Genomic DNA, 24,799 nt, shown 5'->3' on the forward strand with positions numbered 1-24,799 from the left:
GTTTACACCTTCGCCACGAGTGGGCGACCAAGCAGGCCCTGGGGACGGAAAATCAGAATCACCACCAGCAGGGAGAAACTGAACACGTCTTTGTAGTCAGAGTTGATCAACCCCGAGAACAGCGACTCGGAGATACCAAGGATGATCCCGCCCAGCATCGCCCCAGGCAGGGAGCCGATGCCGCCGAGTACCGCCGCGGTGAACGCCTTGATGCCGATGATGAAGCCGGCATAGAAGTCGAAGGTGCCGTAGTTGAGGGTGATGAGCACGCCGGCCAATGCCGCCATGGCGGCGCCGATGACGAACACGTAGGAGATCACCCGGTCGGTGTTGATGCCGAGGATCGACGCCATCTTGCGGTCTTGCTGGGTGGCGCGGCACATGCGGCCGAGCTTGGTGTACTTGATCACGTAGGTGAGCAACGCCATGCCGGCGAACGCCGCCACGAGGATGAAGACCTTGGTGTAGGTGAGCTGGACGAACCCTGTGCCGAAATCGACGCGCCAGGCGCCTGCCAGCAGGGTGGGAATGCCTTGTTGCTTGGCGCCCTGAGCGATCTGCGCATAGTTCTGCAGGATCAGGGAGATGCCGATGGCGCTGATCAGCGGTGCCAGTCGGGTGGAGTTGCGCAGCGGTTTGTAGGCGACACGCTCGATGACCCAACCGTACACGCCAGTGACGACCACGGTGAAGATCAAGGTGCCGAGAATGAGCAGCGGGAAGGATTCGATGCCGAAGTAAGCCAGCAGTGCCAGACTGATCGCCGCGAGGTAAGCGGAAATCATATAAACCTCGCCGTGGGCGAAGTTGATCATGCCAATGATGCCATAGACCATTGTGTAGCCGATGGCGATCAGGCCATAGACCGACCCGAGGGTCAGGCCGTTGACCAGTTGCTGCAGGAAAATACCATCCATAACGCAATCTCACGCGGTGAGCACCTGCACACCGGGAGGTGCGCGGCGCTTCTGGAGGAAAAGACAGATATTGATAACAACACGATCTCCTGTGGGAGGGGGCAAGCCCCCTCCCACATTGGAGCTGTGGTGTTCTGGATTACTTCTGTTTTTCCAGCTGGTGGTATTTGCCGTCTTTATCCCACTGGTAAACCACGTAGTCGGAGATTTTCAGGTCGCCCTTGGAGTCCCAGGCTTTTTCGCCCATGACGGTTTTCACCGGGTGAGCCTTGAGCCACTTGGCGGCGTCTTCGCCCTTGTTGGACTTGGCGCCGTTGAAGCCGGCGGCCAGGGCCTGGACCGACGCGTAGGCGTACAGGGTGTAGCCTTCGGGCTCGGTGCCGTTTTTGCGGAACTCTTCCACTACGGCCTTGCTGTCCGGCAGCAGGCGCGGGTCGGCGCCGAAGGTCATGTACACGCCGTCGACATATTGCTTACCGCCCGCGGTAGCAACCAGTTCGTCGGTGACCACGCCGTCATCGGACATGAACTTCACGTCTTTCAGACCCGCTTCACGGATCTGGCGAACCAGTGGGCCGGCTTCCGGGTGCAGGCCGCCGAAGTACACGACGTCGGCACCGGTGGAGCGGATCTTGGTGACCAGGGCGCTGAAGTCTTTCTCGCCACGGGTCAGGCCTTCTTCCAGCACCGGCTTGACGCCGCGCTTGGTCAACTGGGCAGCGGTGGCGTCGGCCAGGCCTTTGCCGTAGGTGTCCTTGTCGTTGATGACCGCGACCTTCTTGCCCTTGAGCACATCAACGATGTAGTCGCCGGCCACGATGCCTTGCTGGTCGTCACGCCCGCACATACGGAACATGGCGCCCAGGCCGCGTTCAGTCACCTGTGGGTTGGTGGAGCCAGGGGTGATTGCGATGATGCCCGCTTCGTCGTACACCTCGGACGCCGGGATGGTGTTGGAGGAACAGAAGTGGCCGACCACGCCGATCACTTTGTCCTGGTCCGCCAGGCGGTTGGCCACGGCCACGGCTTGCTTGGGTTCGCAAGCGTCGTCGCCAGCCACCAGCACGATTTTCTCGCCGTTGATGCCACCGGCCTTGTTGATCACATCGGCTGCCGCCTGGGCCCCCTTCATGTACTGCTCACCAAAAGCCGCGTTGGCACCCGTCATCGGGCCCGCCACGCCAATCTTCACATCAGCTTGAACAAACGTAGAAACACCCAGCGCCGCTGCAACGGCGAGGGCCAGAAAACCTTTCTTGTAAAACGTCTGGGACATGAGTGGTGCTCCGATATTTTTGATTTTTGGCACGACAACTTGCGTTCAAACTTTTCACTGAAAGCCCAGAGCAAAGCGCGTGCCATTAGGTTTTTATTCTTCAAAAAGACACGGTGTCATTGTTATTGCAGGCGTTTCGGCTCCGTTCGCCAGGACGTGCAACCCTCTAGCGCCCAGAGGTGCAACCGACAGGCCGAAAAAGTACAACCTCGACGGGTCGCACCTGCAACCAGAGCTATAAACGACAGTTCCTACAGCTGTAACAACCTGCGTAACGGAACTGCACATTTACAGTGCGTGATTGCTACGACTTGCACCAATACAGATTAGTAGCCTGCTAAGAAAATGCAGGCTTTTGAGCGGTATTTCGCTGATCAGATCACGATCCTGAGGCATTGGCCGGCGTGATACAGCGAAAATCCTGCTTCATACAGACAACTACGCAGCCCTACCCCGGACAGCGGTTGCATGGGCGCGAAGGGAATCGGTAAAGCCTGGGGATTCTGGTGACACAAGTAGTCGGCAAACGCCTTGCCGACCACGCTGCCGGTGGTCACGCCACGACCGTTATAGCCCGTTACGGCCACAAGGCCCGGAGCGGGCTCGAACAGGCGCATCAAGTGGTCCGGGGTGAAGGCGATGCAGCCGGTCCAGGTGTACTCCCACTGCACCGATTTGAGGTACGGGAAGTAATGCTGCTGCACCCGATCAGCCCACGCCTTGAGGAACCAGGTAGGTTTCTGGTTGCCGTTGCCCAGGCTGCCGAGTAGCAAGCGACCGTCAGCATCGCGGCGGATGCTGCTCAGCACCTGGCGCGTATCCCAGGAGCCTTGGCCGCCGGGCAAAATCTGCTGGGCGGCTTCGTCTGTCAGCGGGGCCGACGCGACCTGGTAGTAGTAACCGGGGAAAAAGTTGCGCCGCAGCTCGGTCCATTCGCCTTCTGTATAGGCGTTGGAGGCGATGACCACCTGTGCAGCCTGCACTGAGCCCTGGGCGGTCTGCACCGACCAGTGCGCACCTTGGCGCTCAAGTTGAGTAACCGGTGAATGATCGAAAAACTGCCCGCCCAGCCCGGCGGCAGCATTGGCGAGGCCGCTGGTGTAAGCCATCGGGTTCAGGGTGCCGGCACGCCGGTCCAGCAAGGCGGCGGCAATCTTTTTGGTACCGGTAGCCTGCTCGCAGGCCTGGCCGGTGAGCAGTTCCACCGGTGCGCCACGACGCTTCCATTGTTCTTCACGACTGCGCAGATCCGCCTCGCCACGGGCGTTGTGCGCCATGTGCAAGGTGCCTTCACGGCGCAATTGGCAATCGATGTTGTATTTGTCGATCAGGCTGAACACCAGCGAGGGGGCCGCGCCCAGCATGCGGTTGAGCTGGCTGCCCACCGCCTCGCCGAAACCGGCTTCGATCTCGTCCGGCGGGATCCACATCCCGGCGTTGACCAGCCCCACGTTGCGCCCCGAACCGCCATGGCCAGTGCGATGCGCCTCCAGCACGGCCACGCTTTTACCCTGTTCCAGCAAATGAATGGCCGCCGACAGACCGGTAATGCCGGCGCCGATCACGCACACATCCACCTTGACCTCGCCGTTGAGCCCAGCGCGATCCGGCCGGCTGGGGGTGAGGTGTTCCCACAAACATGTTTCGCGTAATGGCATTGCCAGACTCCGTGATGAAACCTAACAAACAGCTCGGTCAATGTGGGAGGGGGCTTGCCCCCTCCCACATGTTGATCCCATTCCGGCCAGCAGGATCAGTCAAACGTGATGCCCTGTGCCAGCGGCAACTCCAGCGAGTAGTTCACGGTATTGGTCTGGCGACGCATGTACCCGCGCCACGCGTCCGACCCCGACTCGCGCCCGCCGCCGGTCTCTTTCTCGCCACCGAACGCGCCGCCGATTTCCGCGCCGCTCGGGCCGATATTGACGTTGGCGATGCCGCAGTCGCTGCCCACCGCCGACATGAACTGCTCGGCTTCACGCACGTTAGTGGTGAAGATGCACGACGACAAGCCTTGCGGCACGGCGTTGTTCAGGCGCAGGGCCTCGGCGAAGTCGGTGTAGCCGACCACGTAAAGAATCGGCGCGAAGGTCTCGGTGCACACCACATCGCTTTGCTCGGGCATTTCCACAATCGCCGGTGACACGTAGTAGGCATTCGGGAACTTGTCTTCCAACTGGCGCTTGCCGCCAAACACCTTGCCGCCTTCGCTCAGGGCCTGCTCCAGCGCGTCCTGCATAGCGTCGAAGCCATGCTTGTCGATCAGCGGGCCGATCAGGTTGCCTTCCAGTGGGTGGCCGATGCGCACCTTGGAATAAGCCGCCTTGAGGCGAGTGACGATTTCTTCCTTGACCGATTCATGGGCGATCAGGCGGCGCAGTGTGGTGCAACGCTGACCGGCGGTACCAACGGCGCTGAACAGGATGGCGCGCACGGCCATGTCCAGGTCGGCGCTTGGGCCGAGGATCATCGCGTTGTTGCCGCCAAGTTCCAGGATGCTGCGGGCGAAGCGCGCGGCGACTTTCGGTGCCACTTCGCGGCCCATGCGCGTGCTGCCGGTGGCGCTGATCAGGGCGACACGCGGGTCGTCCACCAGCGCGGCACCGGCGTCACGGCCACCGATGATTACTTGGCTCAGGTACTGCGGGGCACCATCGAATTTTTTCAGCACGCGCTCGAACAGTGCCTGGCAGGCCAGGGCGGTGAGCGGGGTCTTTTCCGAGGGTTTCCAGATCACCGCGTTGCCGCACACCAGCGCCAGGGCGGTGTTCCACGCCCACACCGCCACCGGGAAGTTGAAGGCACTGATCACGCCGACCACACCCAGCGGGTGCCAGGTTTCACGCATGTGGTGGCCCGGACGCTCGGAGGCGATGGTCAAGCCGTACAACTGGCGCGACAGGCCGACGGCGAAGTCGCAAATGTCGATCATTTCCTGCACTTCGCCCAGCCCTTCCTGGGTGATCTTGCCGGCTTCCCAGGACACCAGCTCGCCCAGGTCGGCCTTGTATTCGCGCAACACATCACCGAACTGGCGCACCAATTCGCCACGGCGCGGTGCCGGCACTTTGCGCCAGGCCTCGAATGCATGCTCGGCGCGACTGACCTGCTGCTCCACCTCGGCGGCGCCCTCCCAGTGCACACTGCCGATACGGCTGCCATCGATCGGCGAATGCACAGGTTGTTTACCCGACTGGTACAACGCCGGGTTTACCCCGAGACGATCAAGCAATGCGGCAACCATGGGTCACTCCTTCAATTTCAAACAGAAAATTCGCACCGTCACACACACGGCGATCCAGGCCTTATTTGTAGCTGGCCCAAGACTTGCCAACAAACGACGATTAGGCGAGATATCATTCCGTTTATTCATGCAAAGAATAAAAAGAGGCGTGCCGTGCTGAACAAAAGACATTTGCCCTCGATCACTGCCCTGCAGTGCTTCGAAGCCGCCACCCGCCACCTGAGCTTTACCCGCGCCGCCGAGGAGCTGAACCTCACCCAGAGCGCCGTGAGCAAACAGGTGGCGCAGTTGGAAGAACTGTTGCAACACCTGCTGTTTCGCCGGGTGCGCCGCCGTTTGCAGATGACTCCGGCAGGCGACCTGTACCTGGTGGAAGTGCGCAAGATCCTCACCCAGGTGGAGATGTCCACCCACTACCTGCGGTCCTACGGCGGCGAGACCGAAGTATTGCGCGTGTCCACGCCCTACACCTTCGGCGCGCGCTGGCTGGTGCCGCGCCTCAAGGGCTGGCGCCTGCGTCACCCGCAGATCCACCTGGACCTGTGCAACGAGCAGGAGCCGGACGAACTGCTGCAAGGCAAGGCCGACATGGCCTTCTACTTCGGCCAGGGCTCACGCCCCGGTACCGAGAGCCTGAAATTGTTCAGCGAAGAGCTGGTACCGGTGTGTGCGCCGGAAAGCCTGCCGGCGCAGCCTTTGAGTGACCCCACGCAACTGAGCGGCCTGGTCCTGCTGCAAAACGCCTCGCGGCCCCAGGGCTGGCATGACTGGTTCGCCAGCCAGGGTTACCAGACCGAACACAGCTACCATGGGCCGCGCTTTGACACCTTCTATATGTGCATTCGGGCGGCGCAGGTGGGCTGCGGCGTGGCCTTGCTGCCGCGCTTCCTGGTGGAAGAGGAACTGGCCGACGGCAAGCTGGTGATCCCCTGGCAGCATGCGATGCCGAGCCAGGACGCGTATTACCTGGCCTACCCGGAGCATTCAGCGGAGGTGCCCAAGGTGCGTGATTTTGTGAAGTGGATGATGGAACAGGTCATTTAGTGCCTGGAATACCGCCATCGGGGGCAAGCCCCCGATGAGGTCAGTGGTCCCACTGAAAAAATCACTGGCAAAACCCCACAGGTCTATGCGCCACTAGCCCCCTTCCTTAATGTGCGTAAAGGTCGGCGCCCATCGCCGTCCCGTCTGGAGATTCCCGTTATGAGCGAGAGTGTGTTTGCCGATCGCATCGTGCAGAACTTGCTCGACACCGACTTCTACAAGCTGACCATGATGCAGGCGGTGCTGCACAACTACCCCAACGTGGAAGTTGAATGGGAGTTCCGTTGCCGTAACAGCGAAGACCTGCGCCCGTACCTGGCCGAGATCCGCTACCAGATCGAACGTCTTGCCGAGCTGAGCCTGAGCCCCGACCAACTGGGTTTCCTGGAGCGCATCAGCTTCATGAAGCCGGATTTTTTGCGCTTTCTCGGGCTGTTCCGCTTCAACCTGCGCTACGTGCAGACCGGCATCGAGAACGGTGAGCTGTTCATCCGTCTGCGCGGGCCGTGGCTGCATGTGATTCTGTTTGAAGTGCCGATGCTGGCCATCGTCAGCGAAGTGCGTAACCGCTACCGCTACCAGACGGTGATCCTCGAACAGGCCCGCGAGCAGTTGTACCGCAAGTTCGACTGGCTGACCGCCAACGCCAGCAGCGACGAGCTGTCCGAGCTGCAGGTGGCCGACTTCGGCACGCGCCGGCGCTTCTCGTACCGGGTGCAGGAAGAAGTGGTCAGTGTGCTCAAGCATGACTTCCCCGGGCGCTTTGTCGGCACCAGCAACGTGCACCTGGCCCGCGAATTCGATATGAAGCCGCTGGGCACCATGGCCCACGAATGGATCATGGCCCACCAGCAACTCGGCCCACGCCTGATCGACAGCCAGATCGCCGCGCTGGACTGCTGGGTCCGCGAATACCGTGGCCTGCTGGGCATCGCCCTGACCGACTGCATCACCACCGACGCGTTCCTCGGCGACTTCGACTTGTACTTCGCCAAGCTGTTCGACGGCCTGCGCCACGACTCCGGCGACCCGGTGCAGTGGGCGGAAAAAGCCATCGCCCACTACCACAAGCTCGGCATCGAGCCGATGAGCAAGACCCTGGTGTTCTCCGACAGTCTGTCGCTGCCCAAGGCTCTGGAAATATTCCGCGCACTGCGTGGTCGGATCAATGTGAGCTTTGGCATCGGCACCAACCTGACCTGTGACATTCCAGGTGTCGAGCCGATGAGCATCGTGCTTAAAATGACCGCCTGCAATGGCCAGCCCGTCGCGAAGATCTCCGATGAAGCGGGCAAGACCCACTGCACCGACCCGAATTTCGTCGCCTATTTGCGTCACGTTTTCAAAGTACCTGCCCTATCCAGCAAGGAGTGAATCATGCAAGCCGTACAGCGTGAGATTGCGCAGCAGCTCAAGGTCCAAGCGCCGTTCAACGACCAGGCCGCACTTGAGGCCGAGGTTGCCCGTCGCGTGGGGTTTATCCAGGATTGCCTGCGCAATGCCGGGCTCAAGGCGCTGGTGCTGGGCATCAGCGGTGGTGTCGACTCCCTGACCGCCGGCCTGTTGGCCCAACGCGCGGTGAAAGAGCTGCGTGAAAATACCGGTGATGAGGCCTACCGCTTTATCGCGGTGCGCCTGCCCTACGAAACCCAGTTCGACGAAATCGACGCCACGGCCTCGGTGGACTTTATCGAGCCGGACGAGCGCCACACTGTGAACATCGGCCCGGCGGTCAAAGCCCTGGCCAATGAAGTGGCGGCGTTCGAAGGCAAGGCGGCGGTGTCCCGCGATTTCGTGCTGGGCAACACCAAGGCGCGCATGCGCATGGTGGCGCAGTACACCATCGCGGGCGCGACCGGTGGCTTGGTGATCGGCACCGACCATGCGGCGGAAGCGGTGATGGGCTTTTTCACCAAGTTCGGTGATGGGGCCTGCGATTTGGCACCGTTGAGCGGGCTGGTGAAGAACCAGGTGCGTGCGATTGCGCGGTACTTCGGGGCGCCGGAGTCGTTGGTGGAAAAAGTACCGACTGCGGACCTGGAAGACCTGTCGCCGGGCAAGCCGGATGAAGCGTCACATGGCGTGACCTACGCGGAGATCGATGCGTTCCTGCACGGCGAGCCGGTGCGTGAGGAAGCGTTCAGGATTATCTGCGAGACGTATCGCAAGACGGAGCACAAGCGGGTCATGCCGTTTGCGCCGTGAGGTAGGACGCCATCGGGGGCAAGCCCCCTCCCACACTTTGATTTGTGAACACATCCAAATGTGGGAGGGGGCTTGCCCCCGATGAACGGTGATGCGGTGTTACTTGACGGTCACAGTGCCTTTCATCATCGAGATGTGGCCTGGGAACGAGCAGAAGAACGCGTAGTCAGTCCCGGCGGCCAGCTTCGACACATCGAAGGTCACCGAGTCTTTCTCGCCAGCACCGATGATCTTGGTGTGGGCGATGATGCGCGTGTCGCCGTCTTTCAGGTAGTTCTTGTCGATACCGGCGGCCATGCCGTCAGTGGCAACCGGCTGCATGTCGGCGGCGCTGGTCAGCACCCAGTTGTGGCCCATGACGTTTTTCGGCAGGTTGCCGGAGTGCGTCAGCTCGACGGTGAATGTCTTGCAGCTCTTATCGATTTCGATGGCTTTGGTGTTGAAGGACATTTGGTCGGTGGAGTCGACAGTGACCTTGCACTCTGCAGCAAGCAACTGGCCACTTGCCAGAGTCAGCAGGGAAACAGCAACGAGTTTGGCAAACATGTGAATCTCCAAGGCAGGGTTTAAAAAACGCGTAATGCGACAAGGGTGCCTGAAGCAGGCAGAAATTCTTATGACCTGAATCAACAGATTGTATACAACTTTAGGCTATCAGACTTATCGACACAATCAACCAGCCAAAGTGCCGCACGCTGATTATGATCGGCCCATCACCCACTGGAGTCCGAGCCATGCACCTCAATCAACTGTTCAACGGCCTGCTGGCCGCCTACGCCTGCGGTAAGTGAAGGCCAAGCGCACCTTGAAGCTGCTACCATGTCGTCCCAAGGCAGCTGCGCGCCGCCACCCTCACCTTCGACCTTAGAGGATCGCCCATGGCCAAACCTAATTACTCCTTCGCCAAACGTCAGAGAGACTTGGCCAAGGAACAGAAGAAAGAGGAAAAACTGCAACGCAAGAAAGCCGCTGCAGACGAAGAAGCTGGCGCACTGAACCCGGACGCCGATGCTGAAGTAACGAGCGACGAGAGCGAAACACCAAAAGATCCGGCTGAATAATTTTCTTTGTGCTGAGCCGGCTGTTCCGGCTCGGCACAATCAACCATCATTCCAGCGGCATCACCGTCACCCGCACCTCCGGGTCATGGCTCCCTCCCCCCAGAATCACCCCCCGCAACGGCGACACATCGGAAAAGTCCCGGCCCCAGGCCAGGGTGATGTGCTCCAGTGCCGGCTGCACATTGTTCGTCGGATCAAAATCCACCCAGCCTGAAACCGGGCAATACACCGAGACCCACGCATGGGACCCATCGGCGCCGATCAGCCGTGGCTGGCCGGGCGGTGGCTGGGTGAGCAGATAGCCACTGATGTAACGCGCCGCCAGGCCTCGGGAGCGCAGGCAGGCGAGCATCAGGTGGGCGAAGTCCTGGCACACGCCGCGGCGGCGCTCCAGCACTTCCACCAGCGGCGTGGCCACCTGGGTGGCTTCGGCATCGAAGGTGAATTCGCTGAAGATCTTCTCCATCAATGCCCGCACGCCCAGCAGCAACGGCTTGCCAGGCGGGAAACAGCTTTCGGAGAACTCGACGAAGGTTTTCTTCAAGTGCACGTAGGGCGATTCGAAACGATAGCGGCAGGCTTCGATCAGCTCACCGGACATCGGCTGGCTGCTGTAGGTCAGGCGGTCGCGGGTCTGGTCCCAGGCCGGCGATTGCTGGAAATCCAGCACCGGCCGCGCCAGCACTTCCACGGTCAGCCCGGCATTCACCAGCAGTTCGTCATGGGGCCGCTCGAACGCCAGGCGGGTGATGGGGTTGCCGAACACGTCCAGCTCATCGCGGCGCGACGACGGCTGCGGGCTGATATCCAGTTGCTGCGAGCTGCAACGCTGCCAGGCGCACGTTCGTGGCCACAGGTGCGCCAGCTGCTGGGCCAGGGACACCGGGCTGTCGTAGTGGTAATGGGTATCGTGGAATATCTGGTAGCGCGCACTCATCACACCGACACCGTTTGCTGGCTGACATCATCCACATGGGCAAAATGGCGCAAGGCCAGACGATCCGACACTTGCCCACTCTCATCGGCCACTGCTTGCAGCAGGTCGGCCAGGCCGTCCAGTGCGGCACGCACGCTGGACTCGCCGAACAATGGGTTCTCCAGGCAGCCCAGGTCGAAGCGCGCCAGGCGCTCCACCAACGGGCCGAGGCCGGTTTCACGCGGCACGCCAAAGTCGTCGTTGAGACGGCGCAGGGTGCGGCTCACCAGTTTGAGCTGGAACAGCACCGCATGGGGGTTCTGTTCATCCAGCAGCAACAGATCGAGCACCGGGATCAACTGCGGCACCGCCAGGTAGCGCGAGCGATAGGTGATGCTGCTGTTGCCCAACTCCAACAACCACTCCAAGCCAGCCTGGTCAAACACTGCCACACCGCGCAGGAATGCCGCCAGGCTGCTGCTCAGGAATTGCAGGCGCTCGATGCGCCGGCCCATCATCAAAAAGCGCCAGCCTTCGTCGCGGGTCATGTCGTCCAGGGCGAACCCGGACAGCGCCGCCAGGGACATCACCAGGCGGTTGAGAAAGTCCAGCAATTCGCCAAAATCCGGGGTCTCGCTTTCCAGCTCCAGGGCTTCGCGTTGCAGCTCCACCAGGGCCTGCCAGTTCTCCCGGGACAGCTTGCCGCGCACCTGGGACGCCGCCCACTGCAAGCGTTGCAGGTTGGCGCGCAGGCTCGATCGCCAGTCATCGCCCAAGAGTGCGGCCTGCAAGCGCTCCGGTAACTCGCCCTCTTCCGGCAACAGGCGCAGATTTTCGCCCAGCTCGACGGCGGCCTGCAAGGCCAGTGGATCGTCGCCGTCCACATAACGCGCCAGTACGATGCGCAGCCAGCGCGCACTGTCGTCACAGCGTTCGCAGTAACGGCCGAACCAGAACAGGTTTTCCACTACGCGGGACGGCAGATAAGGGTCGCGGCGTACCAGGTCATGGGCGCCGATTGCGCGTTGCGCGCGCCAATGTTCACCACCGGATGCGCGCTCACCGAGCACCCAGGTGTCCTTGCTGGCGCCGCCACGTTGCATCGACACCACTTCGGCATCGGCTTCAGCGGCGACCCGTGTCAGACCGCCGGGCAACACGCGATAACCGTCATCGCTGGCCACGGCGTACACGCGCATGCCGATGGCGCGGTGTTGCAAATGATCATCCTCGGTGTGCCACACCGGCGCCTGGGACAGCTGCGCCAACTCCTGGGCGACGTACGCGTAGGGCCGCGCACGCATGCGCTCGGCCAGGGCTTCGCGCTGTTCTTCATTCAGGTCACGGCCAAATACCGGGGTGAAACTCTGCGACGGAAACGCAGGCTTGATCAGCAGCTCCGGCAGTTTTTCCAGAGCCTCGGCCAGTACCGGCGCTTCACCGCACCACCAGGTGGCGATGGACGGCAGGATCAGTTCTTCGCCAAACAGGAATTCGTTGATCTTCGGCAGGAAACCCAGCAAACCGGGGGACTCCAGCACACCGCTGCCCAAGGCATTGGCCACCAGCACGTTGCCTTGGCGCACCGCATCAAGCAGGCCGGGTACGCCGAGGGCGGAGTCGGTGCGCAGTTCCAGCGGGTCGCAGAAGTCATCATCCAGGCGACGCATGATCGCGTGCACCCGGCGCAGGCCGCTGAGGGTTTTCAGGAACACCGTGCTGTCACGCACGGTGAGATCGCCGCCTTCCACCAGCGGGTAGCCGAGCTGGCGGGCGAGGTAAAGGTGCTCGAAGTAGCTTTCGTTGAACCGGCCCGGCGTGAGCAGCACGATCAACGGCGGCTGGTCATCGCCGGGCGCCTGGCGGGCCAGGGTTTCCTGCAAAGTGCGGAAGAAACCGGTGAGGTGCTGCACCTGCAAGTCGCGGTAAAGATCCGGAAAGGCGCGGGACACGATGGTGCGGTTTTCCAACGCGTAACCGGCGCCAGACGGCGCCTGGGTCCGGTCGGCGGTGACCCACCAGCGGCCATCCGGCGTGCGCGCAAGGTCCACGGCGTACAGGTGCAAAAAGGCACCGTCCGGCGGCTGAATACCCTGGCACGGCCACAGGAAGTTGTTATGCCCGAACACCAGCTCGGCCGGCAGCAAGCCTTGCTTGATCAAGCGTTGCGGACCATACAGGTCGGCAAGCACGGCATTGAGCAAGCGTGCACGCTGGGCGATACCGGCGCACAGGTGCTGCCATTCATCGGCGGCAAGCACATGGGGCAGCAGGTCCAATTCCCAGGGGCGGTCGGCGCCCTTGGGGTCGGCGTAGACATTGTAGGTCACGCCGTTTTCCTGGATCTGCCGGGTCAGCAGCGCCTGGCGCTGGGCCAATTGCGCAGGCGTGCTGCGTTGCAGGTGGTCGAGCAGGCGCTGCCAATGGGCACGCACTGCGCCGCTGTCGTCCAGCAGTTCGTGATAAGTGCCCGCGGTCAGCGGGTAACGGTCGAGCAAGTCGGACATGGAACGCTCGGCAGGGACAAGGGGGCTCAGATTAACTCAAATTCACTGCAATCCACTGTGGGAGGGGGCTTGCCCTCTCCCACACTTAAACAGTGTTCAGTCATTTTTATTGGGGAAACGCCGCATATCCAGGGTCATCGGTAATTCATCGTTGACGGTTACCGTCGGTACGGGAAGCTTGCCGGGGCTATGCCCAAGCCGGAAAAACCGCGCCATCCGCCGGCTCTCCGCCTCATTGGCATTTACCGGCAAGCTGTCGTAATTGCGTCCACCCGGATGGGCAACGTGGTACTGGCAGCCGCCCAACGAGCGCTGCATCCAGGTATCCAGCAGATCGAACACCAAGGGCGCATGCACCGGGATGGTCGGTTGCAGGCAGTTGGCCGGTTGCCAGGCGCGATAACGCACGCCGGCGACAAACTCACCGACGCGCCCGGTCGCCTGCAGCGGCACCGGGATGCCGTTGCAGGTCAGCAGGTAGCGTTGCGGTGGCAGCCCGGTCAACTTGACTTGCAGGCGCTCCAGCGACGAATCCACATAGCGCACCGTACCGCCCACCGCGCCCTCTTCGCCCAGTACATGCCAGGGCTCCAGGGCCTGGCGCAGTTCCAGCTCGATACCGCTGACGGCGTAGTCGCCCACCTTGGGAAAACGGAACTCCAAGTGCGCGGCAAACCACTCGGCGCGCAGCGGGTAGCCGGCTGCGTTGAGCTCGACGATCACATCGGCAAAATCCTGCTCGATAAAGTGCGGCAACAGGAAACGGTCGTGCAACTCGGTGCCCCAGCGCGCCAGCTTCGACGGTGCATAGGGCTCGCGCCAGAAGCGCGCGACCAACGCACGCAGCAGCAGTTGTTGGGTCAGGCTCATGCGTGCATGGGGCGGCATCTCGAATGCACGCAGTTCCAGCAGGCCCAGGCGGCCGGTAGCGCCATCCGGTGAGTAGAGTTTGTCGATGCAGAATTCGGCGCGGTGAGTGTTGCCGGTCACGTCGATCAGCAGGTTGCGCAGCAGGCGGTCGACCAGCCAGGGCGGGCATTCTTCGCCGGGAGCAGGCATTTGCGCGAAGGCGATTTCCAGCTCATACAGCGCATCGTTGCGCGCCTCGTCCACCCGAGGCGCCTGGGAGGTCGGGCCGATGAACAGGCCGGAAAACAGGTAGGACAACGAAGGATGGTTGTGCCAGTAGCTGATCAAGCTGCGCAGCAGATCGGGGCGACGCAGGAACGGCGAATCCTTGGGCGTGGCACCACCGAGCACGAAATGGTTACCGCCACCGGTGCCGGTGTGGCGCCCGTCGATCATGAATTTCTCGGTGGTCAGGCGCGTTTGCCGCGCCTCTTCGTAGAGGAACTCGGTGCGCTCCACCAACTCGTCCCAGGAGGCGGATGGCTGCACGTTGACCTCGATCACACCCGGGTCCGGCGTGACGCGAAAGTTGCTCAGGCGCGAATCGGCCGGTGGCTCGTAGCCTTCGAGCAAGACCGGGCAGTGCAGTTCTTCAGCGGTGGCTTCGATGGCCGCCACAAGTTCCAGATAGTCCTCGACGCGCTCCAGCGGCGGCATGAACAGATAGAGCCGCCCTTCCCGCGCTTCGGCGCACAGTGCGGTGCGGGTCAGCCAGTTGGCGGACTCGTCCACCTTGGGCACGCGCTCATCACTCGGCGCAGGTTCGCCATGGCTTTGCAGTTGGGCGGTGGACGGCAGCTCGGGCTGATCCTGGTTAGGGTCCGTCGGGTGCACAAACGGATACTCCGCCGCCGTCACCCACGGCTGCGAAGCCAACGGCAGGCGATAGCCCAGGGGAGAATCTCCCGGCACCAAACGGCAGTGGTTATCGCGCAGGTACCAGCGGCCACTCTGCCAACGATCATTGGCAGGCGTACGCGCCAGCGGCAGTACTTGCCCGATGATTTTATCCAGGCCCTGGGCAAACACCTTGCGCAGGCGTTCGCGCTCCAGCTCATCGCCCAGGCGCGGGTCCTGGGCAGTGACGTTCTGCGGCAGCGCACCTTCGCGCCACAGGTAGTAGAAATTGTCTTCGAAGGCCGGGAACACAAAGCGTGCCGGCAGCTTAAGGCGCTCGGCGACGCTGGCCAGGAAACGCCCGGCCATCACGCCGTCCGCACCGTAATCCTCTTGCTCATCGGCGATCAACGCGCTGTTGTGCCAGATCGGCACGCCGTCACGGCGCCAGTAGCAGTTGAGCGACCAGCGCGGCAGTTGCTCGCCGGGGTACCACTTGCCCTGGCCGAAGTGCACCAGCCCTTTGGGCGCGTAGTGCTTGCGCATGCGCTGGAACAGCTCGGCGGACAGGCGGCGTTTGTCCGGGCCGAGGGCGGCGGTGTTCCATTCGGCACCGTCGGGATCGTCGATGGAGACAAAGGTCGGCTCGCCGCCCATGGTCAGGCGGACATCGTCCTTGAGCAGGTCGCCATCGATCTGCCGTCCCAGTGCCTGGATCGCCAGCCACTGTTCCTCGGTGTAGGGCTTGGTGACCCGTGGGGCCTCCCAAATCCTCTCTACAGACATTTCGTGGGTGAATTCACACTCGCAGGGTTCCACCAGCCCACTGATCGGCGCGGCAGACGAGGGATCGGGACTACAGGCCAACGGGATATGCCCTTCACCGGCGAACAGCCCGGAGGTGGCATCCAGGCCGATCCAACCGGCGCCGGGCAAATACACTTCGCACCAGGCGTGCAGGTCGGTGAAGTCCACTTCGGTGCCGGACGGGCCGTCGAGGGCTTTGACGTCGGCGGTCAACTGGATCAGATAGCCAGACACAAACCGCGCCGCCAAGCCCAGGTTGCGCAGCAATTGCACCAGCAGCCAGGCCGAATCACGGCAGGAGCCGGAGGCGTTTTCCAGGGTGAATTCCGGTGTCTGCACGCCCGGTTCCATGCGGATCAGGTAGCCGATGTCGGCCGCCAGGCGCTGGTTGAGGCCCACCAGGAAATCCACGGCCGGCAACGGCGTACGGTCGATGCCCGCAAGGTACGCGGCGAACTTCGGCGTCAGCGGCAGGGTTTCCAGGTACGGCGCCAGCTCGCGTTGTTCATCGGCGGCATAGCTAAAGGGGATTTTTTCGGCGTAGGGTTCAAGGAAAAAGTCGAACGGGTTGAACACCGCCATCTCGGCAACCAGATCGACCTCGATGCGCAGCTCATCGGTCTTTTCCGGGAACACCAACCGCGCCAGGTAATTGCCCTGGGGGTCTTGCTGCCAATTGATGAAATGCTGCTCGGGCAGCACTTTCAGCGCGTAGGACAGAATCCGCGTGCGGCTATGGGCGGCCGGACGCAACCGTACAATCTGCGGGCCGAGTTCGACAGCACGGTCGTAGCGGTAATGCGTAACGTGGTGCAACGCGACATGAATCGACACGGCGGCCTCCTGCGAGCCAGGGCATGGACACAAAGCGCGCAAGACTTATGCCAGAGCGGCGGTCATTGCGCTTTATCGTGGGACCCGGTGCAGTACAGCACCAAAACGGCGCCAACGGCGATGCTCTGGTGCAAGTGACGCACATATTTGTGGCGCAGGTGTGAAGGTGGGTGGGGAATCTACCCAATCAGCCGGTTTTGCGCTTGGCGATCACGGCTTGGCGCAGGTGGCGTATTTCAAGCAGCTTCTGGCGCATCTCTCGTTGAACCTTGCTGTTAAGTGTCAATAATCCGAGCAATGGGAATAACAGCGCCAACCCATAAAGAATTTTGTGAGGCTGGAATTGAATCATCGGAACTACAAACAGTAGACAGGCGACGTAGATGCCGACCATCACCCACACCCAGGAGGGGCGGCCCCGCAAAATCATAAAGTTGCTATGGACCGTCAACAGAATGAGCAGCGCCCCGGCAGACATGATCTTGAGCCCCACTTGAGCAATGGGCGCATCACGAAAATAGGTGATGAACGCCAACGCCACAGCCAACGCCAAAGAAAAACACGCAGCAAATACGCCGCCCATAAACGTCAGAAAGTATTGCCTGAAAAAGTCGCGTAGCGTCATTAACTCGTTCATTCGTTTATTTCCTCGTACAACCCAATCGCGATGGTATTGACGTTTCCGGAGTACGCACTCCCGCCAAATCCTACGGTTGCGCCGAGGACATCTTTGATCTGGGTCGTGGTGCTGTGCTTGAGCTGCGTAGGGGTGAAGCGCTTGGTGAGTTCGCCCGACGCCTGCCGCAATTTGAGCATCTTGGCGGTCAAGCTGGGATGGTTGATGCTCAGCAGCTCTTTCGTCAGCTTGGCTCTTTCCTGGCGATTCAAACCGCGAAGCACATCACGCAGGCTCTTGCCCGTCGATGCTTTGGCAGCCCTGACCAGCTTGACCGTCGTCAGGGCCGAACCGCCTACGCCAGCCAGTGAAACGGCGTCCAGCACAACGGATGCATTCTGGTACCAGCCCTCACTGTCGAGCCAATCGTTTACCTCCGGTTTGGCGACCTCAAGCGCTGTTCGAGCAATGCCGTTAAAGCACTGAAGCGTACTCGCGCCGGCAGCCGCATACCCCACTACAACGATGACGGAACTGGCGCCAGCGCTGAAAGGCACCAGAATGGTTCCACTGGCGATCGCAGCCCAACTGATGACCGCCCCCAAGCAGGAGATTCCGGTATTCACGGCTTCGCCAATCAGTCGCGACTCTCGAGGATTGCTCACGACATGTTGAGCAAACTGTGTTGGCGCAATGTACTTCTGCGCTTCACGCAAAATGATGCGCTTGGGCTTGATGCTGCAGATGGGCTTGAATTCGCGCAGGGTAATGACGTTGAAGTCGGCGTCGATGTATACGACGCCTGCGCCAACGATACCTGGATCGGCGTCGATGGCCGCAAACAGGCGCGGAAGGTTGATCTGGCTTTCGATGCGCTGGCGCGCCATGAACTGCGAGCGGTTGGAGTCCATGCCGATGGAGGCCAGGGGGTTAGCCATAAGTGTTCTTCCTTGAGAATGATGGTGACCAGGCGGGCCCCATCGCGGGCAAGCCCACTCCCACATTTGGAATGCATTCGCCTGTGGGAGTCGGGCTTTCCCGCGATGGCTTTCTAATGGGCGCCACCTTAGCAAACAGGTTACCCAACAGCTAGAAAGCAAAACGCCAGCACGAGGCTGGCGTCTGGCATGTTCAGGCTGCGATCAACGCGGCACGACCGGCTTGCGCGCAGGCTTGCCGCCCTTGCCCTTGGCCGCATCGGCACGCTCCTTGGCGGCCTGCTTGTTGCGCGCCTGGGCCGCGGCCTTGGCTTGTTCACGCTTGTCCCACGGGTTGCTGCCGTCACTGCCACGGGGCGGCAGGCCGGTATGCTGGGTGAGGATCCTGGTGGTGGTTTCCTTGGCGACCTTGTGGCTACCGGCCGGCGTCGAGTTCTTGCGACGGGCGCTCTGGTAGCTGTCGGTGCTCGGCTGGTGCAACGGGATCAACTGGTCCTTGCCCGGCCCGATCAGGTCGGCGCGGCCCATGCGGGTCAGTGCCTCACGCAGCATCGGCCAGCCTTTCGGGTCGTGGTAGCGCAGGAACGCCTTGTGCAGGCGGCGCTGCTCTTCGCTCTTGACGATGGTTACCGCGTCGCTCTTGTAGGTGACCTTGCGCAGCGGGTTCTTGCCCGAGTGATACATGGCCGTGGCGGTGGCCATCGGCGACGGGTAGAACGCCTGTACCTGGTCGGCGCGGAAGCCGTTGCCCTTGAGCCACAGGGCCAGGTTCATCATGTCTTCATCGGTGGTACCCGGGTGGGCGGCGATGAAGTAAGGAATCAGGTACTGCTCCTTGCCCGCTTCCTTGGTGTACTTCTCGAACATGCGCTTGAACTTGTCATAGCTGCCAATGCCCGGCTTCATCATCTGGTTGAGCGGACCTTCCTCGGTGTGTTCCGGGGCGATCTTGAGGTAGCCGCCGACGTGGTGGGTGACCAGCTCTTTCACGTATTCCGGCGACTCGACGGCCAGGTCATAGCGCAGGCCGGAGGCGATCAGGATCTTCTTCACACCCGGCAACGCACGGGCGCTGCGGTACAGCTGGATCAACGACGAGTGGTCAGTGTTCAGATTCGGGCAGATACCGGGGAACACGCACGACGGCTTGCGGCACGCGGATTCGATTTCCGGGCTCTTGCAGGCGATGCGGTACATGTTCGCGGTCGGACCGCCGAGGTCGGAGATCACGCCGGTAAAGCCGGGGACCTTGTCGCGGATCTCTTCGATCTCGCGAATGATCGACTCTTCGGAACGGTTCTGGATGATGCGGCCTTCGTGCTCGGTGATGGAGCAGAAAGTGCAGCCGCCGAAGCAGCCACGCATGATGTTCACCGAGAAGCGGATCATGTCGTAGGCCGGGATTTTTTCCTTGCCGTACGCGGGGTGCGGGACGCGGGCGTACGGCATGCCGAACACGTAGTCCATTTCTTCGGTGGTCATCGGAATGGGTGGCGGGTTGAACCACACGTCCACTTCGCCGTGCTTCTGCACCAGGGCGCGAGCGTTGCCTGGGTTGGTTTCCAGGTGCAGCACGCGGTTGGCGTGGGCGTAGAGCACCGCATCGCCACGGACTTTCTCCACCGATGGCAGGCGGATCACGGTCTTGTCGCGGGTCATCTTGGGGCTGGCCAGGATCTGCACGACCTTGGCTTCTTCCGGATCATCCTGCGGCCCTTTTTCCTGCTCGATGGCGCAGGCCTGGGTGTCCTGGGTGTTGACGTACGGGTTGATGATCTTGTCGATCTTGCCCGGACGGTCGATACGCGTGGAGTCCACTTCGTACCAGCCGGCCGGCGTGTCGCGACGGATGAACGCGGTACCGCGCACATCGGTGATGTCTTCGATCTTGTGGCCCCACGACAGGCGCTGGGCGACTTCGACGATGGCGCGCTCGGCGTTGCCGTACAGCAGGATATCGGCGGTGGCGTCGATCAGGATCGAATTGCGCACCCGGTCCTGCCAGTAGTCGTAGTGGGCGATGCGACGCAGGGAGGCTTCGATGCCGCCGAGTACGATCGGCACGTTCTTGTAGGCTTCCTTGCACCGCTGGCTGTACACCAGGCTGGCGCGATCCGGGCGTTTGCCCGCCATGCCGCCTGGGGTGTAGGCGTCGTCGGAGCGGATTTTCTTGTCGGCGGTATAGCGGTTGATCATGGAGTCCATGTTGCCGGCCGCGACGCCGAAGAACAGGTTCGGCTCGCCGAGCTTCATGAAGTCGTCTTTGGACTGCCAGTTCGGCTGGGCAATGATCCCGACGCGGAAGCCCTGGGACTCCAGCAGCCGGCCGATGATCGCCATGCCGAACGACGGATGGTCAACGTAGGCATCACCGGTGACGATGATGATGTCGCAGGAATCCCAGCCAAGTTGATCCATCTCCTCCCTGCTCATCGGCAGGAATGGCGCTGGACCGAAACATTCGGCCCAGTACTTGGGATAGTCAAATAACGGCTTGGCTGTTTGCATGACGGTGACCGGTGTTGAGATGGAAAATCGCGGGCGCGGAATATAGCACAAATTTTGACCAATTCCGACGGCAATGGTCGGCTTTTACCCTGGCATCACTTTTCCCCGGTACTCATAGCCGGATTTGCAGGGGGCAAGGGCCTAATCCGCTAGCCCCATCCCCGGAAACACCCTGGATAGGCTGTCAGGATTCAACTAGCCTTTTCATGGAAACCCAGATGAGCAGTAATCCCGCGCCTCCACTGGTAACACCCGACGCCCACGCCGCCTTCATCCAGACCCAACTCCCCACTTGGCTCACCGACTCCCCCGCAGACACCCGCGCAGCCCTGCGCGCCAACCTGCTCAAGAGCAATCAATCCAGGCACAAGATCCAAGAACTCCTCAGGCAACTGCAAAGCCCCGAGGCGTTCGCTTTTCCGCTGTTTGAGCAGGCGCTGCGCCGCGAATACCTGACGCTGCTGAATGCGAAGACTTCGGTCCTGGTGCGCGAATGGAAAAACCATCACCTGTTCGGGCTGCTACGCACCCACGCACGCACCACTGAACAATCCCTTTTGGAGGCGGCCCTGCAGAACTTCGAGGCTTCGGAAGCAGAGGACGGCGGCATGGAGACCGGGACCGAGCTTTTCAACATCACCCAGGACTCACGATTTCCTTCGTTGATTTCCGCGACGCTCTTCGCCGGTTTTTGCCGCAAACTGGACCTGGGCGGGCAATACCTCAAGCATATTCGCACGGTCATCAGCACCAATCTGTCGGTACGCCGGTTCTTTCGCGAGCACGAACAGCAGCGTTTCAACGTTGCCTTGCACCTGGCCTACCTCAAGAAGAAGATGCCGGAAACCCTTTACGAAGAATTGGTCGAGCTCTCCGAGCGCGGACACCACGTGGCCTTCGACTGCTTTCACCTGACGCTTGGTGGAGTGGTGTTGCCTGACGTCCTGGTCATCGTTGACGTCCGGGCAGAAACCGGACCGCTTCTCTACACACCTGAAGACCCGATCGAGGCACTTCGCCAGCACCCCTCGATGGACGACCTGGAAACTCAACTCGTTAAACGCCTGATGCGACCGGACTACCTGGCCTTCTTCAAGCGGCTGGCCCCAGTGCATCAGCGAGAATCGCTGCTGCATGTAAAGCCCATGTGGATTGATTGGCTGCCCATCGGCTCACCCGGGAAAATCAAGCCAGCGCAGCTGGACAAACCGCTGACCCTGACCAAAATCACCGGCAATCTGTTCCACGCCATCATCCTGCGACGGTTTTCCCAGATAGAAAGCGACGCTTGCGAAGTCGCGGTCCCGACGGCACAGGTTGATGCCATCAGCCGACAAAAACGCCTGCAGTTCTATGCCGACCTGGGTAAATCCCTGCTGTTCTTTGCCGCATCCTTCGTGCCAATCGTCGGGGAGGTTCTGCTGGTCGTTACCGCCGCCCAATTGATCGGCACGGTCTATAACGGCTTTGCCGCCTGGAGCCGGGGCGATAGCCAACAGGCGCTCGACGACCTGCTGGACGTGGTGGATAACGTTGCCATGGCCGTAGCGACCGCCGGCGTGATCAAGGCAGGACGCTTTACGGCGGGCCTCGTGAAAGTTCAGGTACGCAATCAGGGCTGGCGCCTCTGGCACTCTGACTTGGAACCCTACCAACACCCCGCGACATTGCCTGAACACGTGGTTGCCGATAAACAAGGTATCTATCAATACCAACAGCAGTCGTATCTAAAACTGGATGATCACCCCCATGCCATTCAGCGCTCACCCGATGGCACACGATGGGAGTTGTCACACCCCAGCGATCCGCACGCTTATTCACCTCCCCTGTTGAACAACGAAGCCGGCGGCTGGCGCCATGTGCACGAAACGCCAGAGGATTGGGACACGCTCAAACTGATCAAGCGCCTGGGCCCAGATGCGGCCAACATAACCCAACCGTCCGTAGAGCCCATCCTGCTGATCAGCGGGCTGGACAGCACCACATTGCGCCAAGCCCATCAAGAGATGGTGCGCCCTGCCCCCTTGCTATGCGATACGGTTACACACTTCAACCTGGACCAGGAAATCAATGATTTCAACCTGAGCCGTGCCGAGGGCACCTCCGTGACGGCTCACTCGCCGCTGATTCAAGCCCACCTGCTCACCTCGCTGCCCGAATGGCCCGCCACTTACGGGCTGAAGGTGGTCGACCAGCAGCAACAGACCGTGATGCAGTTCGGTCAGGGCAACGTCGAAATCAAGGTCAGCGAAGACCGTTTCAGAAAGGGCGAGTTATTGCATGCCATAGAGGCGCAAATGCCTCAGACCGCGTTCAATAATCTGCTGCCCTCCTCGCCTATCGACTACTTCAGTAAAACCGAAAACCTTGCCCTGAGATTGAGCAAGCAGGCCGCACAGAAAAAACAATGGCTGTTTTCTCAACTCAACGCGGCCAATGAAGCCGCGGTCACACCCACCGAAAAAAGTCTGCGCACACTGATGCCGCAACTGTCCAAACGACATCTTGAAGAGATAGAGCGCACACTCCCAGCAAGCAAACGCCAACGCTTGCAAGCGGGAGACAGCCTGGACCCCGTATCGCTCGAAGAAGCAGACCACTACACAAAGATGGCAAAGGTCGCCCAGCTGCAAGAGAGCATTTTCCTCAATACCTTGCGCAACCGGGAAAGCGTGCAATTGATGCTTTACACACTGGAGCAGATACCCGGTTGGCCTGGGTCGCGCCGGATTGATGTGTATGACGACAGTACCGAGGGGCCGCTTCTGGGGAGTATCGGTAACGCGGATGCCCCTTCGAGCCATACGCTGATCCGCAAAGGCGAGCTATACGCGCTTCACGCCTCACCAGATACCCTCCCCCCCCCACTGACCGATCTGCCTCACGCAATCGAGCAAACACTTTCCCCCTTGGAGCACCGTGCACTGCTGCGCCAATCGGGTGCGGATTCGTTTGAGCAGGCCCTGCACAAATCCGGCAAGTCACTGATGGCCAGCAGCCTTCCGCGTCTGCGCGGCAAGCCCCTTACCCTCGAAACCCGGCCCTCGGCAGGGTTGCCACTCGACCCCTTGTTCGCCGAACCAACCCCTCCGGCCGAACTGACAAGGCTGGCTGACCAGACCTTTCAAGCGCCGCCACTGCCTGACGGAAGTTTTCGCTATTACGTCCAGGACGAGCAGAACTACTACCAGATCAAAAAAGACCCGCAGGGATGGCGACTGGTCGATGCGCGTAGCCGTTTCCGGGCCTATTCGCCCTATCTGCGCAAAAACGCCAACGGGGGTTGGGAAATCGACCCCGCCAAAGGTGGGTTACCGGGCGGAGGGGGCTCGCCTGCGCCATCACTCGAAAGCGTCGACTCCATTGACGGGTATGGGTCGGCACACTCGTCCAATTCTTACGGATCAGCCGAGGAAGGCACTGTAGACGCGCTCTACACTCCTCAGGAATTGGCCTACATGCGCACCGAGCGCAGCTACCAGCACAGCCAGAACTATCGGCGTATTTATGACCGCGCCAACTGTGGCCGCTACCCACTGCGCGATGAAAATGGTCAGCCCATGCGGATCCGACTCATGCAAGTCCAAGGGAAGTCGTTAACGTCCGGCACGGTATTCAGCAAAGACCAGCTGCTGCCCTACATCCGCTGGGAAGGTTATGAAAACGTCGCGCGCCTGTATGAAGACAAGCTTGAGGTTTTACCCTTCACCGCCGCTCATCAAAAATTCCCCCAGGAGGCCGCAATGATCGGCGAAGCCACGGTCATCACGCGGCGCCCGCTGAGCAAGGGCGAAGCGCTGGGCGTGTATGGAGGGGACATCCTGCCGTTTTTCGTGGCGAAGGCGCGCCGAGATCCTTATCTGATGGCCGTCAAGGATGTGAGGCCTGTGTCGCCCCACGCGCTCAACACTCAGCCGGTACTGTCCGGCGACAACGCGTTGTCGAGGATCAATACCATTTTTGAATATGAGGCCGATGTTCCGGTGCGACAGGCCGCCTCGGGCTACAACGTTGAGGCGGCACAATTCAGGGTCCAGGCCCAGGTCGGCAACCGACAGGATCAAATGATACTCACCGGATTATTTGCCAGCGAATCTATTCCCGCCGGCACTGAGTTGCGCTGGAACTACCAATACGACGAAGCCACCATCCGTGCGCTGTTTGCCCGGCCGTAAGGCGC

16 protein-coding genes are annotated in these 24,799 nt (G+C 61.2%); 5 read left to right on the top strand and 11 right to left on the bottom strand.

All coding sequences use genetic code 11. The features are described 5' to 3' along the window. Window positions 1-2: 2 nt before the first annotated feature. From BFN10_RS23270 to amaB, 4 genes are all read right to left on the bottom strand, one after another. On the bottom strand, window positions 3-917 hold the full coding sequence (locus BFN10_RS23270; protein ID WP_058423439.1) for an ABC transporter permease subunit: 915 nt from the start codon (window positions 915-917) through the stop codon (window positions 3-5). Between the two features lie 139 nt (window positions 918-1,056). Next, window positions 1,057-2,193: a branched-chain amino acid ABC transporter substrate-binding protein gene (locus BFN10_RS23275; protein ID WP_025999776.1), complete on the bottom strand. Its 1,137-nt coding sequence runs from the start codon at window positions 2,191-2,193 to the stop codon at window positions 1,057-1,059. A gap of 374 nt (window positions 2,194-2,567) precedes the next feature. Continuing rightward, on the bottom strand, window positions 2,568-3,851 hold the full coding sequence (gene amaA / locus BFN10_RS23280) for an L-pipecolate oxidase (RefSeq protein WP_071491654.1): 1,284 nt from the start codon (window positions 3,849-3,851) through the stop codon (window positions 2,568-2,570). 95 nt (window positions 3,852-3,946) lie between these two features. Next, window positions 3,947-5,437, bottom strand: a complete 1,491-nt coding sequence (gene amaB / locus BFN10_RS23285) for an L-piperidine-6-carboxylate dehydrogenase (protein ID WP_071491655.1) — start codon at window positions 5,435-5,437, stop codon at window positions 3,947-3,949. Window positions 5,438-5,590: 153 nt separating this feature from the next. Between amaB and BFN10_RS23290 the strand changes: the two genes are divergently transcribed. The 3 genes from BFN10_RS23290 (at window position 5,591) to nadE (ending at window position 8,686) form a co-directional block, all read left to right on the top strand. Next, on the top strand, window positions 5,591-6,481 hold the full coding sequence (locus tag BFN10_RS23290) for a LysR family transcriptional regulator (protein WP_071491656.1): 891 nt from the start codon (window positions 5,591-5,593) through the stop codon (window positions 6,479-6,481). Between the two features lie 159 nt (window positions 6,482-6,640). Beyond that, complete coding sequence (gene pncB / locus BFN10_RS23295) at window positions 6,641-7,855, top strand: nicotinate phosphoribosyltransferase (protein ID WP_065900159.1); 1,215 nt, start codon at window positions 6,641-6,643, stop codon at window positions 7,853-7,855. 3 nt (window positions 7,856-7,858) lie between these two features. After that, a complete protein-coding gene (gene nadE / locus BFN10_RS23300) occupies window positions 7,859-8,686 on the top strand; it encodes an ammonia-dependent NAD(+) synthetase (RefSeq protein WP_071491657.1) in 828 nt (275 codons plus the stop codon). A 99-nt stretch (window positions 8,687-8,785) separates the two neighbouring features. On the opposite strand, the gene azu is transcribed toward nadE, so the two are convergent. Next, on the bottom strand, window positions 8,786-9,232 hold the full coding sequence (gene azu / locus BFN10_RS23305; RefSeq protein WP_071491658.1) for an azurin: 447 nt from the start codon (window positions 9,230-9,232) through the stop codon (window positions 8,786-8,788). A gap of 332 nt (window positions 9,233-9,564) precedes the next feature. Here azu and BFN10_RS23310 point away from each other — a divergent pair, with 332 nt between their 5' ends. Next, window positions 9,565-9,747: a hypothetical protein gene (locus BFN10_RS23310; protein WP_071491659.1), complete on the top strand. Its 183-nt coding sequence runs from the start codon at window positions 9,565-9,567 to the stop codon at window positions 9,745-9,747. Window positions 9,748-9,793: 46 nt separating this feature from the next. On the opposite strand, the gene BFN10_RS23315 is transcribed toward BFN10_RS23310, so the two are convergent. The 6 genes from BFN10_RS23315 to BFN10_RS23340 all read right to left on the bottom strand — a co-directional run bounded on the left by BFN10_RS23315 (window position 9,794) and on the right by BFN10_RS23340 (window position 20,619). After that, the gene (locus tag BFN10_RS23315; protein ID WP_071491660.1) at window positions 9,794-10,684 is read right to left on the bottom strand and encodes a transglutaminase family protein; all 891 of its coding nucleotides are present in this window, start codon (window positions 10,682-10,684) and stop codon (window positions 9,794-9,796) included. Beyond that, on the bottom strand, window positions 10,684-13,170 hold the full coding sequence (locus tag BFN10_RS23320; protein WP_071491661.1) for a circularly permuted type 2 ATP-grasp protein: 2,487 nt from the start codon (window positions 13,168-13,170) through the stop codon (window positions 10,684-10,686). Before BFN10_RS23320 ends, BFN10_RS23315 begins: the two co-directional genes overlap by 1 nt. A 96-nt stretch (window positions 13,171-13,266) precedes the next feature. Next, window positions 13,267-16,557: a transglutaminase family protein gene (locus tag BFN10_RS23325; RefSeq protein ID WP_071491662.1), complete on the bottom strand. Its 3,291-nt coding sequence runs from the start codon at window positions 16,555-16,557 to the stop codon at window positions 13,267-13,269. Between the two features lie 187 nt (window positions 16,558-16,744). After that, window positions 16,745-17,194 (bottom strand): hypothetical protein, encoded by a 450-nt coding sequence (locus tag BFN10_RS23330; RefSeq protein WP_071491663.1) that lies wholly within the window; start codon window positions 17,192-17,194, stop codon window positions 16,745-16,747. Continuing rightward, a complete protein-coding gene (gene ssp4 / locus BFN10_RS23335) occupies window positions 17,191-18,111 on the bottom strand; it encodes an Ssp4 family T6SS effector (RefSeq protein ID WP_071491664.1) in 921 nt (306 codons plus the stop codon). Before ssp4 ends, BFN10_RS23330 begins: the two co-directional genes overlap by 4 nt. A gap of 204 nt (window positions 18,112-18,315) precedes the next feature. Further along, window positions 18,316-20,619 (bottom strand): YgiQ family radical SAM protein, encoded by a 2,304-nt coding sequence (locus BFN10_RS23340; protein WP_071491665.1) that lies wholly within the window; start codon window positions 20,617-20,619, stop codon window positions 18,316-18,318. A gap of 218 nt (window positions 20,620-20,837) precedes the next feature. Between BFN10_RS23340 and BFN10_RS23345 the strand changes: the two genes are divergently transcribed. After that, window positions 20,838-24,794, top strand: a complete 3,957-nt coding sequence (locus BFN10_RS23345; protein ID WP_083351603.1) for a dermonecrotic toxin domain-containing protein — start codon at window positions 20,838-20,840, stop codon at window positions 24,792-24,794. The last annotated feature ends 5 nt before the right edge of the window (window positions 24,795-24,799 follow it).

Source organism: Pseudomonas extremorientalis (assembly GCF_001870465.1).
Taxonomy (GTDB): Bacteria; Pseudomonadota; Gammaproteobacteria; order Pseudomonadales; family Pseudomonadaceae; genus Aquipseudomonas; species Aquipseudomonas extremorientalis.

Bases quoted from the DNA above. Each gene is read 5' to 3' on its own strand.
- BFN10_RS23275 (WP_025999776.1), bottom strand. From the start codon at position 2,193: ATGTCCCAGACGTTTTACAAGAAAGGTTTTCTGGCCCTCGCCGTTGCA.
- BFN10_RS23315 (WP_071491660.1), bottom strand. From the start codon at position 10,684: ATGAGTGCGCGCTACCAGATATTCCACGATACCCATTACCACTACGAC.
- pncB (WP_065900159.1), top strand. From the start codon at position 6,641: ATGAGCGAGAGTGTGTTTGCCGATCGCATCGTGCAGAACTTGCTCGAC.
- BFN10_RS23345 (WP_083351603.1), top strand. From the start codon at position 20,838: ATGAGCAGTAATCCCGCGCCTCCACTGGTAACACCCGACGCCCACGCC.
- azu (WP_071491658.1), bottom strand. From the start codon at position 9,232: ATGTTTGCCAAACTCGTTGCTGTTTCCCTGCTGACTCTGGCAAGTGGC.
- BFN10_RS23310 (WP_071491659.1), top strand. From the start codon at position 9,565: ATGGCCAAACCTAATTACTCCTTCGCCAAACGTCAGAGAGACTTGGCC.
- amaB (WP_071491655.1), bottom strand. From the start codon at position 5,437: ATGGTTGCCGCATTGCTTGATCGTCTCGGGGTAAACCCGGCGTTGTAC.
- nadE (WP_071491657.1), top strand. From the start codon at position 7,859: ATGCAAGCCGTACAGCGTGAGATTGCGCAGCAGCTCAAGGTCCAAGCG.
- BFN10_RS23340 (WP_071491665.1), bottom strand. From the start codon at position 20,619: ATGCAAACAGCCAAGCCGTTATTTGACTATCCCAAGTACTGGGCCGAA.
- amaA (WP_071491654.1), bottom strand. From the start codon at position 3,851: ATGCCATTACGCGAAACATGTTTGTGGGAACACCTCACCCCCAGCCGG.
- BFN10_RS23320 (WP_071491661.1), bottom strand. From the start codon at position 13,170: ATGTCCGACTTGCTCGACCGTTACCCGCTGACCGCGGGCACTTATCAC.
- ssp4 (WP_071491664.1), bottom strand. From the start codon at position 18,111: ATGGCTAACCCCCTGGCCTCCATCGGCATGGACTCCAACCGCTCGCAG.
- BFN10_RS23270 (WP_058423439.1), bottom strand. From the start codon at position 917: ATGGATGGTATTTTCCTGCAGCAACTGGTCAACGGCCTGACCCTCGGG.
- BFN10_RS23330 (WP_071491663.1), bottom strand. From the start codon at position 17,194: ATGAACGAGTTAATGACGCTACGCGACTTTTTCAGGCAATACTTTCTG.